Raw genomic sequence first — 15838 nt, 5'->3', positions numbered from 1 at the left:
GGGCCCCCGAAAAGAGGCAGCTTGGCGTATAGGTGCTGTCCAGAGGGGTCGGCGTGCCGCGGGCTACCGTCCTGCGCAGTGAGCAGACGCCGTCTGCGGAGAAACCACTGACCTGTTTGTTCTTGCGGTGTGCCAGGAATTCCCTGTCGCACACCTGTAGGTGGATGGCGAGGAATCATGGACCAGTCTCAGTCTTTTGCCGACGGCGAGCAGCAGCTTCCGCTGACCGGGGCTCAGGCAGGGGTGTGGTTCGCGCAGGCCGTCGAACCCGACAGCCCCATCTTCCGCGCGGCGGAGTATCTGGAGATCCACGGCGCCCTGGACACCGCGCTCTTCGAGCGGGCGCTGCGGCGGATGACCGCCGAGGCGGACGCCCTGCACATCCGGTTCGCCGACACCGAGGACGGCCCCCGCCAGGTGATCGGGGCCGAGCCCCCCTGGACCCTGCGGACCGTCGACGTCTCCGGCGAGGCCGACCCCCGCCACGCCGCCGAGGAGTGGATGGGACGCGACCTGCGCCGCCGCATCGACCTGACCGGCTCGCCGCTGTTCACGTACGCGCTGTTCAAGGCCGCCGAGGACCGCTGGTTCTGGTACCACGCCTACCACCACATCCTGCTCGACGGCGTCGGCGCCGCCCTCCTGGTCCGCCGCGTCGCCGACGTCTACACCGCGCTCACCGCCGGTGCCGACCCCGGCCCTACGCCCTTCGGCTCGGTCCGCACCCTCCTCGCCGAGGACGCCGCGTACCGCGCCTCCGGGGACCTCGCCGACGACCGGGAGTTCTGGCACGGCCGGTACGCCGACCAGCCCGAGCCGGTCGCCCTCTCCACCCGCCCGCTGAAGCCGTCCGCCGACTTCGTCCGGCGCAGCGCGCACCTGCCCGAGGACGTCCGGCAGGACCTGGTCCGCGCGGCGGAGCGGGCCGGCACCGCCCGCTCCCGCGTCGTCATCGCCGCCACGGTCGCCTACATGCACCGCATGACCGGCCTCACCGACATCGTGCTCGGCCTGCCGGTCACCGCCCGCCCGGGCCCCGAGTCCCGCACCGCGCCCGGCATGGCCGCCAACGTGGTCCCGCTGCGGGTCGCCGTCGACGACGCCACGACCGTCGGCGAACTCCTGGAACGCACCAGGGTCGCCCTGCGCGGCCTCGTCACCCACCAGCGCTACCGCGGCGAGGAGCTGCGCCGCGACCTCGGCCTGCCCAACGACCACCGCCGCTTCTTCGGCCCGCTGCTCAACGTCGTCCCGTTCGACTACGACCTGAGCTTCGCCGGACTGCGCGCCGACGCGCACAACATGTCGCTGCGGCTCATCGAGGACCTCGCCGTCTCCGTCTACGACCGGGGCAACGGCGGCGGCATCCGCGTCGACTTCGACGCCCACCCGGAGCTGTACGCCCCGGCCGAGCTCGCCGCCCACCAGGACCGGTACCTGCGGTTCGTCGGCCGGATCGCCCGCGCGCTCGACGAGCCCGGGACGCCGCTCGGCCGGATCGGGCTGCTCGGCGGTGAAGAGCGGGACGCGGCCGTCGTCCGCCCCTCCGCCGCGCTCGCGCCCGCCGCCGAAGGCCCCACGCTCGCCGCCCTGTTCGAGCGCCAGGTCCTCGCCTCGCCCGACGCGCCCGCCCTTGCGTTCGGGGACACCGTCCTCGACTACGCCGAGCTGAACCGGCGCGCAAACCGGCTCGCCCGGCTGCTCGCCGCCCGCGGCGTGGGGCCCGAGGAGCGGGTCGCCCTGCTGCTGCCGCGCTCCGCCGAGTTCGTCATCGCGATCCTCGCCGTGGTCAAGACCGGAGCCGCGTACGTCCCCGTGGACCCGGGCTACCCCGAGGCCCGCATCGCGCACATCCTCGGCGACGCGGCCCCCGTCCGCGTCCTCGTCGACGCCTCCACCGCTGCCGTCGCCGAGGCCGCCGGGCGCACCCCGCTCGCCCTCGACGACCCGGCCGTCGTCGCCGAACTGGCGTCGCTTTCCGGTGCCGACCTCGCGGACGCCGACCGCACCGCCCCGCTGACCGCCGCGCACGCCGCGTACGTCATCTACACCTCCGGCTCCACCGGCCGCCCCAAGGGCGTCGTGGTCACCCACGCCGGCCTGCCGGGCCTCGCCGACACCTTCGTCCGGCGGCTGGACGTCCGCCCGGGCAGCAGGGTCCTCCAGTTCGCCTCCATGGGCTTCGACGCGATGGTGCCCGAGCTGTGCATGGGCCTGCTCGCCGGCGCGACCTTCGTCCTCGCCCCCGCCGAGCGGCTGCTGCCCGGCGACCCGCTGGCCGCGTTCGCCCGCGAGGCCGGGATCACCCACGCGATCCTTCCTCCGTCGTCGCTTGCCGTCATGGACCCCGCCACCGACCTGCCCCCGGGCATGACCATCCTCATCGCCGGCGAGGCCGCCGCTGGGGAACTGGTCTCCCGCTGGGCGCCCGGCCGGCTCTTCGTCAACGGCTACGGCCCCACCGAGACCACCGTCTGCGCCACCATGAGCCAGGCCCTCGACGGCTCCCGCACGCCCCCCATCGGCGACCCCATCGCCGAGAACCGGGTGTACGTCCTCGACAGCGCCCTGCTGCCCGTGCCGCCCGGCGTCACCGGCGAGCTGTACGTCGCCGGCCCCGGCCTCGCACGCGGCTACCTCGGCCGCTCCGCGCTCACCGCCGAGCGGTTCGTCGCCCACCCCTTCGGGCTGCCCGGCGAGCGCATGTACCGCACCGGCGACCTCGTACGCCAGCTCCCGGACGGTTCACTGGAGTTCGTCGGACGCGCCGACGAGCAGGTCAAGATCCGCGGCTACCGCGTCGAGCCCGGCGAGACCGAGGCCGCGCTGCTGCGCCTGCCCTCCGTGGCCCAGGCCGCCGTGACCGTACGCCGCTCCGCCGACGGAACCCCGGCCCTCGCCGGGTACGTCGTCCCCACGGCCCAGGCCGCCGCCGGACTCGACCCGGCCGCTGTCCGCGACGCCCTCGCCAAGGTCCTGCCCGGCTACCTCGTCCCTGCGACCGTCACCGTCGTCGACGCCATCCCCGTCACCCCCAACGGCAAGGTCGACCACAAGGCCCTGCCTGAGCCGGGCCCGGCCACCGCCGGTGCGGGCCGGGAGCCGCGCACCCCGCTCGAACACGCCCTCGCCGCCCTGTTCGCCGACGCCCTCGGCCGCGACACCGTCCTCGCCGACGACGACTTCTTCGCGCTGGGCGGCCACTCCCTCATGGCCGCCCGGCTCGCCCGCCGGATCTCCGCCGAACTCGGCCGAGACTGCGGTGTCGCGGCCCTCTTCGCCGCGCCCACCGTCCGCCGGCTGGCCGGCCGCCTCGAAGGCACGACCGCCGAGCGCCCCGCGCTCACCCCCGTGTCCCGTGACGGCGACCTCTCCCTCTCCTACGCCCAGCAGCGCCTGTGGTTCCTCGACCAGCTCGAAGGGCCCAGCGCCGCGTACAACATCCCGCTCGTGCTCACCCTCGACGGCACGCTCGACCGGCCCGCCCTCGCCGCCGCGCTCGGCGACCTCACCGACCGCCACGAGATCCTGCGCACCGTCTACCGCGAGACCGGCGGCGTCGCCGCCCAGCACATCCTGCCCCCCGGCGACGCACCCGCGCTCACCGTCCGCGCGGTGAGCGACGACACCCTGGACGCCGAGCTGTCCGCCGCCGTCACCCACCGCTTCGCGCTCGCTGGGGAACCCCCGCTGCGGGCCACCCTGTTCGCCCTCGCCCCCGACCGGCACGTCCTGCTGCTCCTGCTCCACCACATCGCCGCCGACGCCGGCTCCCTCGCCCCGCTGCTCGGTGACCTCACCGACGCCTACACGGCCCGCCGCACCGGACACGCCCCCGCACAGGCCCCGCTCGCCGTCCAGTACGCCGACTACGCGGCCTGGCAGCGGCGCGCCCTCGGCGACGAGAGCGACCCCGACAGCGCCGCCGCCCGCCAGATCGCCTTCTGGAAGCGGCAGCTCGACGGCCTGCCCGACCACCTCGACCTGCCCGCCGACCACCCCCGCGGCGCCGGCTCGGCAGCCCCCGCGGACCTGGTCGCACTCGACCTCGACGCGGCCGCCCACCGCCGCCTCGCCGAGCTCGCCCGTGCCACCGGCGCCAGCACCTTCATGGTCGTCCAGGCCCTCGTCGCCACCCTGCTGACCCGACACGGCGCCGGGACCGACATCGCCCTCGGAACGCCCGTCACCGGCCGCCCCGAGGACTGCCTGGACGCCCTCGTCGGCTTCTTCACCAACACCCTCGTGCTGCGCACCGACACCTCCGGCGACCCCACCTTCGCCGAACTCCTCGCCCGCGTCCGCACGAGCAACCTCGACGCCTACGCCCACCAGGAGCTTCCCTTCGAGCGGCTGGTCGAGGTGCTCAACCCGGCCCGCTCCACCTCCCACCACCCGCTGTTCCAGGTCATGATCTCCATGGACAGCTCGGAGCGGTCACTGCCCGCCACCGACGGGCTCACGCTCGGCCTGGTCGACGTGCCCACCGGCGCCGCCAAGTTCGACCTGTCGTTCAACGTCCGCGAGCACCGCGCACCCGGCGGCGAAGAGGCCGGCCTGCTCGTCGCGCTGGAGTTCCGCACCGACCTCTTCGACCGCACCACCGCCGAAGCGTTCCTGGCCCGCTTCGCCCGGCTCGCCGAAGCCGCCACGGCCGCCCCCGGCACCCGCATCGGCAGCGCCCCGCTCCTCTCGGACGAGGAGATCCACCGGCTCCTCGTCGCATGGAACGACACCGCCGCGCCGGAGACCATGACCGACGCCGTCGCCCGCGTCCGCGCCGTCGCCGCCGAGCACCCCGAGGCCGTCGCCGTCACCGACGACCACGGCGACGTCACGTACGCCGCACTCATGGACCGCGTCGACCGGCTCGCCGCCCGGCTGCGCGCCCGCGGCGCCCGGGAGGACACCGTCGTCGCCGTCCTCGCCGACCGGGGCGCCGCCGCGATCACCGCCTTCCTCGGCATCCAGGCCGCGTCCGCCGCCTACCTCCCGCTGGACACCCGCGCCCCGCACGAGCGGTCCGCTTCCCTGCTCGCCGACGCCTCCGCCGCCTGGCTGCTCACCGGGCCCGGCCACGAGGAGACCGCCGCCGCCGTCGTCGCGAGGACCGGCGCGAAGGCCCTGCCGGTCGACGACCCGGCCGACCCCGCCCCGGCCGCCGACGCCACCGCACCGGCCGGTGACCAGCTCGCGTACGTCATCTTCACCTCCGGCTCCACCGGCCGCCCCAAGGGCGCGATGGTGCACCACCGGGGCATGAACAACCACCTGCTCGCCAAGGTCGACGACCTCGGCCTGACCGGCGCCGACGCCATCGTCCAGAACGCGCCCCTCACCTTCGACGTCTCCGTCTGGCAGATGATCGCCCCGCTGCTCACCGGCGGCCGCGTCCTCGCCGTGAACCAGCTCCTCGCCGCCGACCCGCTGGGCCTGTTCCGGCTCGTCGGCCACGACGAGGTCACCGTCCTGGAGGTCGTCCCCTCCCTGCTGCGCGCCGCCCTCGACACCTGGGACGAAGGCGCGGAGGTCCCCGCCCTGACCGCCCTCAGGTGGCTCGTCGTCACCGGCGAGGAACTCCCCGCCGACCTGTGCCGCCGCTGGTTCGCCCGCTTCCCCGGCATCCCGATGATGAACGCGTACGGGCCCACCGAGTGCTCCGACGACGTCACCCACGCAGTTCTCACCCCCGACACCCTCGACGAGCGGCGGATCACCGCCCCCATCGGTCACGCCGTGCGCAACACCACCCTCTACGTCCTCAGCGACGAGAGGCAGCTCGTCCCGCCCGGTACCCCCGGCGACCTGTACGTGGCCGGCGTCGGCGTCGGCCGCGGCTACCTCGGCGATCCCGAACGCACCGCGGCCGCGTTCGTCCCCGACCCGTTCGCCGACGACGGCAGCCTCATGTACCGCACCGGCGACCTCGTCCGCCACCGCCCCGACGGGCAGCTGGAGTTCATCGGCCGGCGCGACTCCCAGGTCAAGATCCGCGGCCAGCGCATCGAACTCGGCGAGGTCGAGGCCCATCTGCGGGCCCTGCCCGGCGTCACCGACGCCGCCGCCGCGGTCGTCCCCGGCGCCGGCGGACACCGCCACCTCGTCGGCTACGTCGTCGGCGACGACGACGTCCGCGGCCTGCGCGAGGCCCTCGCCGCCACGCTGCCCGAACACCTCGTCCCCGCCGTCCTCGTCGCCCTGCCCGCGATGCCGCTCACCCCGAACGGCAAGGTCGACCGCAAGGCCCTGCCCGCCCCCGACTTCACCGCCGTCGAACGCCGTACCCCGCGCACCCCGCAGGAGGAGATCCTGTGCGGCGTCTTCGCCGACATGCTCGGCCTCGACCGGGTCGGCGTCGACGACGACTTCTTCGCCCTCGGCGGGCACTCCCTCCTCGCCACCCGCCTCGTCGCCCGGATCCGCACCGCCCTCGACGCGGACCTGGAGATCGCCGCGCTCTTCGAGACGCCGACCGTCGCCGGCCTCGCCGCCCGGATCGCCGCCGCGGGACCCGCCCGCGGCGCCGTCGCCCGCCGCGAACGCCCCGACAGGCTGCCGCTGTCGTACGCCCAGCGCGGCCTGTGGTTCCTCAACCGGATGGACCCGGCCGACGGCACCTACAACATCCCCCTGGTGCTGCGGCTCTCCGGCCCGCTCGATCACGGCGCCCTGCGCCGCGCCCTCGCCGACGTCGCCGGCCGGCACGAGAGCCTGCGCACCGTCTTCCCCGAGACCGACGGCGTCCCGCGCCAGCTCGTCCTCGACCCCGAGCAGGCCCGCCCCGTCCTCGACGTCGTCGAAGCCGCCGGACGCGACGCCGACGCCCTCGTCGCCGAAGCGGTCGGCCGCGGCTTCGACATCACCCGCGAGGCCCCGCTGCGCGCCCGGCTCGTCGCCGTCGGACCCGAGACGCACGTCCTCGTCGTCGTCGTCCACCACATCGCCGGTGACGGCTGGTCCACCGCGCCGCTCGCCCGCGACCTGAGCGTCGCCTACGCGGCCGCCCTCGAAGGCCGCGCCCCCGACTGGACCCCGCTGCCCGTCCAGTACGCCGACCACACCCTGTGGCAGCGCGACCGCCTCGGCGAGGAGAGCGACCCGGACAGCGTCGTCTCCGCCCAGATCGCCTACTGGAAGGACGCCCTCGCCGGCCTCCCCGAGGAGCTCGCGCTCCCGACCGACCGGCCCCGGCCCGCGCTGCCCAGCCACCGCGGCGGCCTCGTGCCCTTCCATCTCGGCCCCGAGACCCACCGCGCGCTGCTGCGCCTCGCCCGCACCCACGGCGTCACCCCGTTCATGGTGCTGCACGCCGCGCTCGCCGCCCTCCTCACGCGCCTCGGCGCCGGCACCGACATCCCGATCGGCGGCTCGGTCGTCGGCCGGGGCGACGAGGCCCTCGACGACGTGGTCGGCTTCTTCGTCAACTCCCTTGTGCTGCGCACCGACACCTCCGGCGACCCCACCTTCGCCGAACTCCTGGAGCGCACCCGCACCGCCGACATCGCCGCCTTCGCCCACCAGGACCTGCCGTTCGAACGGCTCGTGGAGGCGCTCAACCCGCGCCGCTCGCTCAACCGCCACCCGCTGTTCCAGATCAAGCTCGTCCTGCAGAACCTGGACCGCCCCGAGGTCGACTTCCCCGGCCTGCGCGCCGACGTCGCCCAGATCGACCCCGACATGGCCAAGTTCGACCTGCTCCTCTCCGTCGCCGAACGCTACGACGAGCACGGCGAACCGCAGGGAGTCGAGGCCGCCGCCGGCTACTCCGCCGACCTGTTCGACCGGCCCACCGTCGAGGCGCTCGCCGGCCGCTTCGTCCGGCTCCTCGAATCCGCCCTGAGCGACCCGCACCGGTCGCTCGCCCGGCTCGCCGTCATGGACGGCAGCGAACGGCACGACCTGCTCGTCACCCGCAACGCCACCGACCACGACACCCCCGACGCCACCCTCCCGCAGCTCTTCGAGGCCCAGGCCGCCCGCACCCCGGACGCCCCCGCCGTCGTCTGCGGCGCCGAACGGCTCAGCTACGCCGGGCTCGACGCCCGCGCCAACCGCCTCGCCCACCTGCTCCTGGAGCACGGCGCCGGCCAGGACACCCTGGTCGCCCTCGCCCTGCCCCGCTCGGCCACCGCCGTCGCGGCGATGCTCGCCGTCGGCAAGGCCGGCGCCGCCTACCTGCCGCTCGACCCCGAGCATCCCGGCGAGCGCGTCACCCGGCTCCTCGCCGACGCCCGCCCCGCCCTCGTGCTCACCACCGCCGCCACCCTGGACGCCGCCCCGCACCTGGCCGGCGCCGGCGCCGGCGCCCGCGTCCTCGTCCTGGACGCCCCCGACATCGCCGACGCGCTCGCCCGCGCCCGCACCGACGCCCCGGCCGAACGCGACCGGACCGCGCCCGTCACCCCCCTCGACGCCGCGTACGTCGTCTACACCTCCGGCTCCACCGGCGCGCCCAAGGGCGTCGTCGTCGAGCAGCGGGCCCTGGTGGACTACGTGGTGCGCTGCGCCGCCGAGTACCCCGGCCTGAGCGGACGCACCCTCCTCCACTCGCCGCTCTCCTTCGACCTCGGCCTCACCACCCTCTACGGCACCCTCCTCGCCGGCGGCTGCCTCCACGTCGCCGACCTCGACGAGACCCTCGACGTCCCCGGCGGCCTCACCTTCCTCAAGGCCACCCCCAGCCACCTGCCGATCCTCGACACCCTGCCCGACGAACTCTCCCCGACCGCCGAGCTGATGACCGGCGGCGAGGCCCTGCACGCCGAACAGCTCGCCGCCTGGCGCGCCCGGCACCCGCAGGTCGCCGTCGTCAACCACTACGGCCCCACCGAGACCACCGTCGGCGTCCTCGACCACCGCGTCCCGGCCGGCGCCCCGCTCGCCGCCGGACCGGTCCCGCTCGGCCGCCCCATGCGGAACACCCGCGCCTACGTCCTCGACACGGCCCTGCTGCCCGTGCCCGACGGCGTCACCGGCGAGCTGTACATCGCCGGAACCGGCCTGGCGCGCGGCTACCTCGGCCGCCCCGCCGGCACCGCCGAGCGGTTCGTCGCCGACCCCTACGGCCCGCCCGGCGCGCGCATGTACCGCACCGGCGACCGGGTCCGCTGGAACACCGCCGGCGTCCTCGAATACGTCGGCCGGGCCGACCACCAGGTCAAGGTCCGCGGCTTCCGGATCGAACTCGGCGAGGTCGAGGCCGCCCTGCTGTCCGCCCCCGGCGTCCGCCAGGCACTCCCGCTGGTCCGCGAGGACCAGCGGGACGACAAGCGCCTCACCGCCTACGTCGTCCCCGCCCCCGGCGAGCGGCTCGTGCCCGACCGCGTCCGCGCCCATGTCGCCGGGGTGCTCCCCGAGTACATGACGCCCACCGCCGTCGTCGTCCTCGACGCGCTCCCGCTCACGGCCAACGGCAAGGTGGACCGGGGCGCGCTGCCCGCCCCCGAGGCCGCCGGCGGGCCGGTGACCCGCACCCCGCGCACCCCGGCGGAGGAGATCCTCGCCGGCCTGTTCGCCGACGTCCTCGGCGTCGCACGCGTCGGCGTCGACGACGACTTCTTCGCCCTCGGCGGCCACTCCCTGCTCGCCATGCGGCTGCTCAGCCGCATCGCCTCCACCCTCGGGGTCCGCGTCGGCGTCAAAGCGCTGTTCGACGCCCCGACCGTCGCCGGCGTCGCCGCCCGGCTCACCACCCCCGGCGAGACGCGCCCCGCGCTCGTCCCCGCCGACCGCGGCGACCGCGTCCCGCTGTCCTTCGCCCAGACCCGGCTGTGGTTCCTCAACCGGCTCGAAGGCCCCAACGCCACCTACAACGTGCCCCTCGTGCTCCGTCTCGCCGGCACGCTCGACCGCGCCGCCCTGCGCGCCGCGCTCCGTGACGTCACCGACCGCCACGAGAGCCTGCGCACCGTCTTCCCGGAGACCGACGGCGTCCCCCGCCAGCACGTCCTCGGCCCGGTCGAGGGCGCCGCCGTCCTCGACGAACGCGCCGTCCCGGCCGACGAGCTGGAGCAGGCGATCACCGACACCGTCCTCGGCGGCTTCGACCTGACCGTCCAGCCGCCGCTGCGGGCCCGCCTGCTCACCGCCGACGGCTCCGGCGCCTGCGTGCTCGTCCTCGTCACCCACCACATCGCCAGCGACGGCTGGTCCCTCACCCCGCTGCTCGCCGACCTGTCCCGGGCCTACGCCGTCCGTACCCGTGGCGCCGCACCGGCCTGGGAGCCGCTGCCGGTCCAGTACGCCGACTACACCCTGTGGCAGCGGACGGTCATGGGCGACGAGACCGACCCGGACAGCCAGCTCACCCGGCAGCTCGACCACTGGAAGGCCGCCCTCGACGGCCTCCCCGAGGAACTCGACCTGCCCGCCGACCGGCCCCGGCCCGAGGTCGCCACCTACCGCGGCGACAACGTGCCGCTTGAGCTCGACGCCGAGACCCACGCCGCGCTCGCCGCGCTCGCCCGCGCCCACGGCGTCAGCCTCTTCATGGTCCTCCAGGCCGGTCTGGCCGCCCTGCTGACGCGGCTCGGCGCCGGCGGCGACATCCCGATCGGCACGCCCATCGCCGGACGCACCGACGACGCCCTCGACGAGCTGGTCGGCTTCTTCGTCAACACCCTGGTCCTGCGCACCGACACCTCCGGCGACCCGACCTTCCGCGAACTTCTCGCCCGGGTCCGCGAGACCGACCTCGCCGCGTACACCCATCAGGACCTGCCGTTCGAGCGTCTGGTGGAGGAGCTGAACCCGGTACGGTCCCTGGCTCGCCACCCGCTCTTCCAGGTCATGCTGATCCTGCACAACACCGGCCGGCCCGAGATCGACCTGCCCGGACTGCGGATCGAGGTCGAGGGCGCCGACGCCCCGGTCGCCAAGTTCGACCTGTCCGTCAGCCTCTGGGAGCGGCACACCGACGACGGCGCCGCCGACGGCGTCCTCGGCCGGATCGAGTACGCCCTCGACCTGTTCGACCGCTCCACCGCGGAAACGGTCGCCGCCCGGCTCCAGCGGCTCCTCACCGCCGCCGCGCACACCCCCGAGCTGCCGATCAGCGGCCTCGCGGTCCTCGACGACGCGGAACTCCACGACCTCCTCGTCGTCCGCAACGCCACCGGCCACCCGCGCCCCGAGGCGTCGCTGCCCCAGCTGTTCCGCCGCCAGGCCGCCCTCACCCCCGAGGCGACCGCCCTCGTCCGCGGCGACCTCACCCTCACCTACGCCGAACTCGACGCGCGCTCCGACCGGCTCGCCCGCACCCTGCTCGGCCGGGGCGTCCGCCCCGAGGACCGGATCGCGCTGCTCCTCGCCGACCGGGCCGCCCACGTCGTGGCGACCCTCGCCGTCGCCAAGGCCGGCGGCGTGTACGTACCGCTGGACGTGCGCAGCCCCGAGGCCCGCACCCGGCGGATCCTCGACGGCACCGCGACCGTCCTCGTCCTCGCCGAGACGGTCACCGCCGCCCGCGTCCCGGACGGCTCCGCGCCCGTCCTGCTGCTCGACGACGGGCTCCCGCCGGCCGGCGCGCCCGACGCCGAACTGCCCGCGATCCACCCGGACCGGCTCGCCTACGTCATGTACACCTCCGGCTCCACCGGTGAGCCGAAGGGCGTCGCCGTCACCCACCGCAACGTCGCCGGGCTCGCCCGCGACCGCTACTGGGGCCACGGCGCCGACGACCGGGTGCTCATGCACTCCCCGCCGTCCTTCGACGCCTCCACGTACGAACTGTGGGGCCCCCTCCTCAGCGGCGCCCTGATCGTCGCCTCCGACGGAGACGCCACCGACATCGCCTCCCTGGCCGCCACCATGACCCGGCACCGCGTCACCGTCGGCCTGTTCAGCGAGGGCGTGTTCCGGCTCCTCGCCGAGAACCACGCCGACGCCTTCCGCGACCTGCGCGACATCTACGTCGGCGGCGACACCGCCTCGGCGACCGCCGTCCGCAAGGTTCTGGAGCAGACCGCCGGAGCCCGCCTCACCAACAGCTACGGCCCCACCGAGACCACCCTGTGCGTCGTCCACCACGCCCTCACCGACGAGGACGTCGCCCGCAACGCCTTCCCCATCGGCCGCCCGCTCGACAACACCCGGGTCTACGTCCTCGACACGGCCCTGCGGCCCGTCCCCGACGGCGTCACCGGCGAACTGTACGTCGCAGGCGAGGGCCTGGCCCGCGGCTACACCGGCCGCCCCGGCCTCACCGCCGAACGCTTCGTCGCCGACCCGTACGGCCCGCCCGGATCGCGCATGTACCGCACCGGCGACCGGGTCCGCTGGCGGGCCGACGGCGCCCTGGAGTTCGCCGGCCGCGCCGACGCCCAGGTCAAGGTCCGCGGCTTCCGCATCGAGCTCGGAGAGGTCGAGGCCGCCGTCGCCGCCCACCCGGCCGTCGCCCAGACCGTCGTCGTGGTCCGCGAGGACCGGCCCGGCGACAAGCGCCTGGTCGCCTACGCCGTCCCGACCGCCGGCCGGCCGCTCGACGCCGACGCGCTGCGTGCCCACGTCGCGGCCCTGCTGCCCGACTACATGACGCCCGCCGCGTTCGTCGAACTCGCCGAACTGCCCCTGACCCGCACCGGAAAGCTGGACCGCAGGGCCCTGCCCGCACCCCGGTACGAGGGCGGCGGCGGCCGCGCCCCGCGCAACGAGCGCGAGCAACTGCTGTGCACGCTCTTCGCCGACCTGCTCGGCGTCGCCGAGGTCGCCGTCGACGACAACTTCTTCGCCATGGGCGGCGACAGCATCGTCTCCATCCAGCTCGTCAGCCGGGCCCGTGAGGCCGGACTCGTCCTCACCCCGCGCGACATCTTCCAGCACCAGACCGTCGAGGCCCTCGCCCTCGCCGCCACCGCTCCGGGCGCCGACGCCGCGAGCGCCCCCGACGACGGCACCGGGACCGTGCCCGCCACCCCCATCATGGAATGGCTGCGCGGCCTCGGCGGCCCCGTCGCGGGCTTCAACCAGTCCGTCCTGCTCCGCACCCCCGCGGGCCTCGGCGAACCGGCCCTGGTCGCCGCCGTCCAAGCCGTCCTCGACGGACACGACCTGCTCCGCGCCCGCCTCGACCGGACCGGGGACGGCCCCTGGACCCTGGACGTTCCGCCCGCCGGCAAGACCGACGCCGCCGACCGCGTCACCCGGGTCGAGATCACCGCCGTCCCCGACGACGCCCTCGCCCCGCTCCTCACCGACCACGCAGAGACCGCCCGCCGGTCCCTCGACCCCGACCGGGGCGACATGCTCCGCGCCGTCTGGTTCGACGCCGGACCCGACCGCGCCGGACGACTCCTGCTCATCGCCCACCACCTCGTCGTCGACGGCGTCTCCTGGCGCATCCTCGTCCCCGAGCTCATGACCTGCTGGACCGACACCGAAGCAGGTCGCGAGACCGGGATCGCACCCGCCCGCACCTCCTTCCGCACCTGGGCCCGCCGCCTCGCCGACCGTGCCCTCAGCGGCGACGTCGAGGCCGAACTCCCGCTGTGGGAAAGGATGACCGCGGAAGCCGACCCGCTCCTCTCCGACCGCCCCCTCGAACCCTCCGCCGACACCCACGCCACCACCCGCCGTCGCGCCCGCACCCTCCCCGCCGACCGCACCGAGCCCCTGCTCACCGCGGTACCCGCGGCGACCGGCGCCGGCCCCGACGAGATCCTGCTCACCGCCCTCGCCCTCGCCCTCGCCGAATGGCGACGAGGTCGCAGGCGCGGCGCGCCGGGCGCCGGGCCCGTGCTCCTCGACGTGGAGGGCCACGGCCGCAACGACGACGACGGCGCCGAACTCTCCCGCACCGTCGGCTGGTTCACGGCCATGCACCCGCTGCGCCTCGACCCCGGCGTCAAGTGGCACGAGGTCCGCGGCGGAGCCCCGGCCGCCGGCGAGGCCCTGCGCCGGGTGAGCGGCCAGATCCGCGCGATCCCCGCCAAGGGTGCCGGATACGGCCTGCTCCGCCACCTCAACCCGCGCACCGCGGACCTCCTCGCGGGCGGCGCCACACCGCAGATCGGCTTCAACTACCTGGGCCGCGTCCGCACCGACCACTCCGCCGGCCCCGCCGACTGGGGCGCCGCGCCCGAGGACGTACGCATCGCCCCGACCGACCCGGACCTGCCGTTCGCCCACAGCCTGGAGGTCAACGCGGTCACCCACGACCGGTCCTCCGGACCCGAACTGACCGTGACCTGGACCTGGCCCGGCGGCCTCTTCGACGAGACCGACGTCGACGCCCTCACCGGCCTCTGGTTCGAGGCCCTCGACGCCCTCACGCGGTACAGCACCGCACACGCCGCCCCCGCCGGCGGCGCCCCCCGCAGTCTGACGACATCCGACCTCTCCCTGGCAGACCTGGACCAGGGCGAGATCGACGAGCTCGAGGCCGACCTGGCCGACCTGGAGGATCTGACGTGACGCACACCAGCCGACCGGCCCGCAAGCCGTCCGGACTCGAGGGCGTCCTGCCCCTGTCCCCCCTGCAGGAAGGCCTCCTGTTCCACTCCCTGCTCGACGACGGCGAGGGCCCCGACGTCTACGCCGTCCAGCTCGCCGTCGACCTGGAGGGACCGCTCGACGCGGCCCGGCTCAAGGACGCGATGGCCGCCCTGCTGCGGCGCCACGCCAACCTGCGGGCCGGATTCCGCTCCGTACGCTCCGGAAAGCCGGTGCAGTTCATCCTCCGCGAGGTCGAACTGCCCTGGCGCGAGGCCGACCTCACCCACCTGCCCGCGGAGGAGCAGGAGGCCGAACTCGCCCGGCTCGCCGACGAGGACCGCGCCGAGCGCTTCGACCTGGCCGCGCCGCCGCTGATCCGCTGCCTCCTGATCCGCCGCGAGGACGCGCTGCACCGGCTGGTCGTGACCAACCACCACATCCTGCTCGACGGCTGGTCGATGCCGGTCGTGCTGCGCGAACTCTTCACCGTGTACGAGCAGGGCGAGCAGGCCCTGCCGCCGGTCACCCCGTACAAGAATTACCTCCAGTGGCTGGCCGCCCAGGACCGCACGGAGACCGAGCAGGTCTGGCGGCGCACCCTCGCCGGCGTCGAGGAGGCCACCCGCCTCGCCCCGGCCGCCGTCGGCCGCGAGGCCCGCATGCCGGAGCGCGTCGAGACCCTGCTCCCCGCCGACCTCGGCGACGGCATCGCGGACCTCGCCGCCTCCGGCGCGGTCACCCTCAACACCGTCGTCCAGCTCGCCTGGGCCGTCGTCCTGGGCCGCCTCACCGGCCGCGACGACATCGTGTTCGGCACCACTGTGGCGGGCCGCCCGGCCGAGGTGCCCGGCGTCGAGTCCATGGTCGGCCTCTTCATCAACACCGTCCCGGTCCGCGTCGCCCTCGACCATGACGAACCGTGGTCCAAGGCCCTCGCCCGCGTGCAGAACGAACAGGCCGACCTCGGCCCGCACCAGCACCTCGGCCTCGCCGAGATCCAGGCACTGGCCGGCATCGGCGAACTCTTCGACACCACCGTCCTCGTGGAGAACTACCCCGTGGACCCCGCCGCCGAGGGCGCCCGGCTGGAGTCCGGGCTGCGCCTCGTCGGCGCGAAGGGCCGCGACGCCACCCACTACCCGCTGACCCTCGTCGTCTCCCGGACGGCCGCCGGCGTGCAGGTGCGCGTCGACTACCGGCCCGACCTCTTCGACCGTGCGGCGGCCGAACGGATCCTGCGACGACTGGAGCGCGTGCTGCGTGCCGCGGTCATGGACGCGGACCGGCCCGTGGGCGCGGTAGACGTGCTGGAAGCCGCCGAGCGTGATCGGTTGGTGAGCGGGTGGAATGCGACGGGTGCTGTGGTGCCGGTGGGTGTGGTGCCGGTGTGGTTCGCGGAGTGTGCGGG

General features: G+C 75.2%; 2 protein-coding genes. Both read left to right on the top strand.

Features of this window, described 5'->3' with window-relative positions; translation table 11 throughout:
* The first annotated feature begins 177 nt into the window (after positions 1-177).
* A complete protein-coding gene (locus tag ACFC0G_RS02865) occupies positions 178-14409 on the top strand; it encodes an amino acid adenylation domain-containing protein (RefSeq protein ID WP_376396192.1) in 14232 nt (4743 codons plus the stop codon).
* Positions 14406-15838 (top strand): condensation domain-containing protein (locus tag ACFC0G_RS02860; RefSeq protein ID WP_376396189.1); only part of this gene is annotated, 1433 nt, incomplete at its 3' end. The genes ACFC0G_RS02865 and ACFC0G_RS02860, both read left to right, overlap by 4 nt.

Origin of the sequence: Streptomyces sp. NPDC056169 (assembly GCF_042268445.1) — a bacterium.
In the GTDB taxonomy this organism is placed as follows: Bacteria; Actinomycetota; Actinomycetes; order Streptomycetales; family Streptomycetaceae; genus Streptomyces.
The sequence above is the reverse complement of the archived record's forward strand: the minus strand, read 5'-3'. Positions and strand labels throughout refer to the sequence as shown.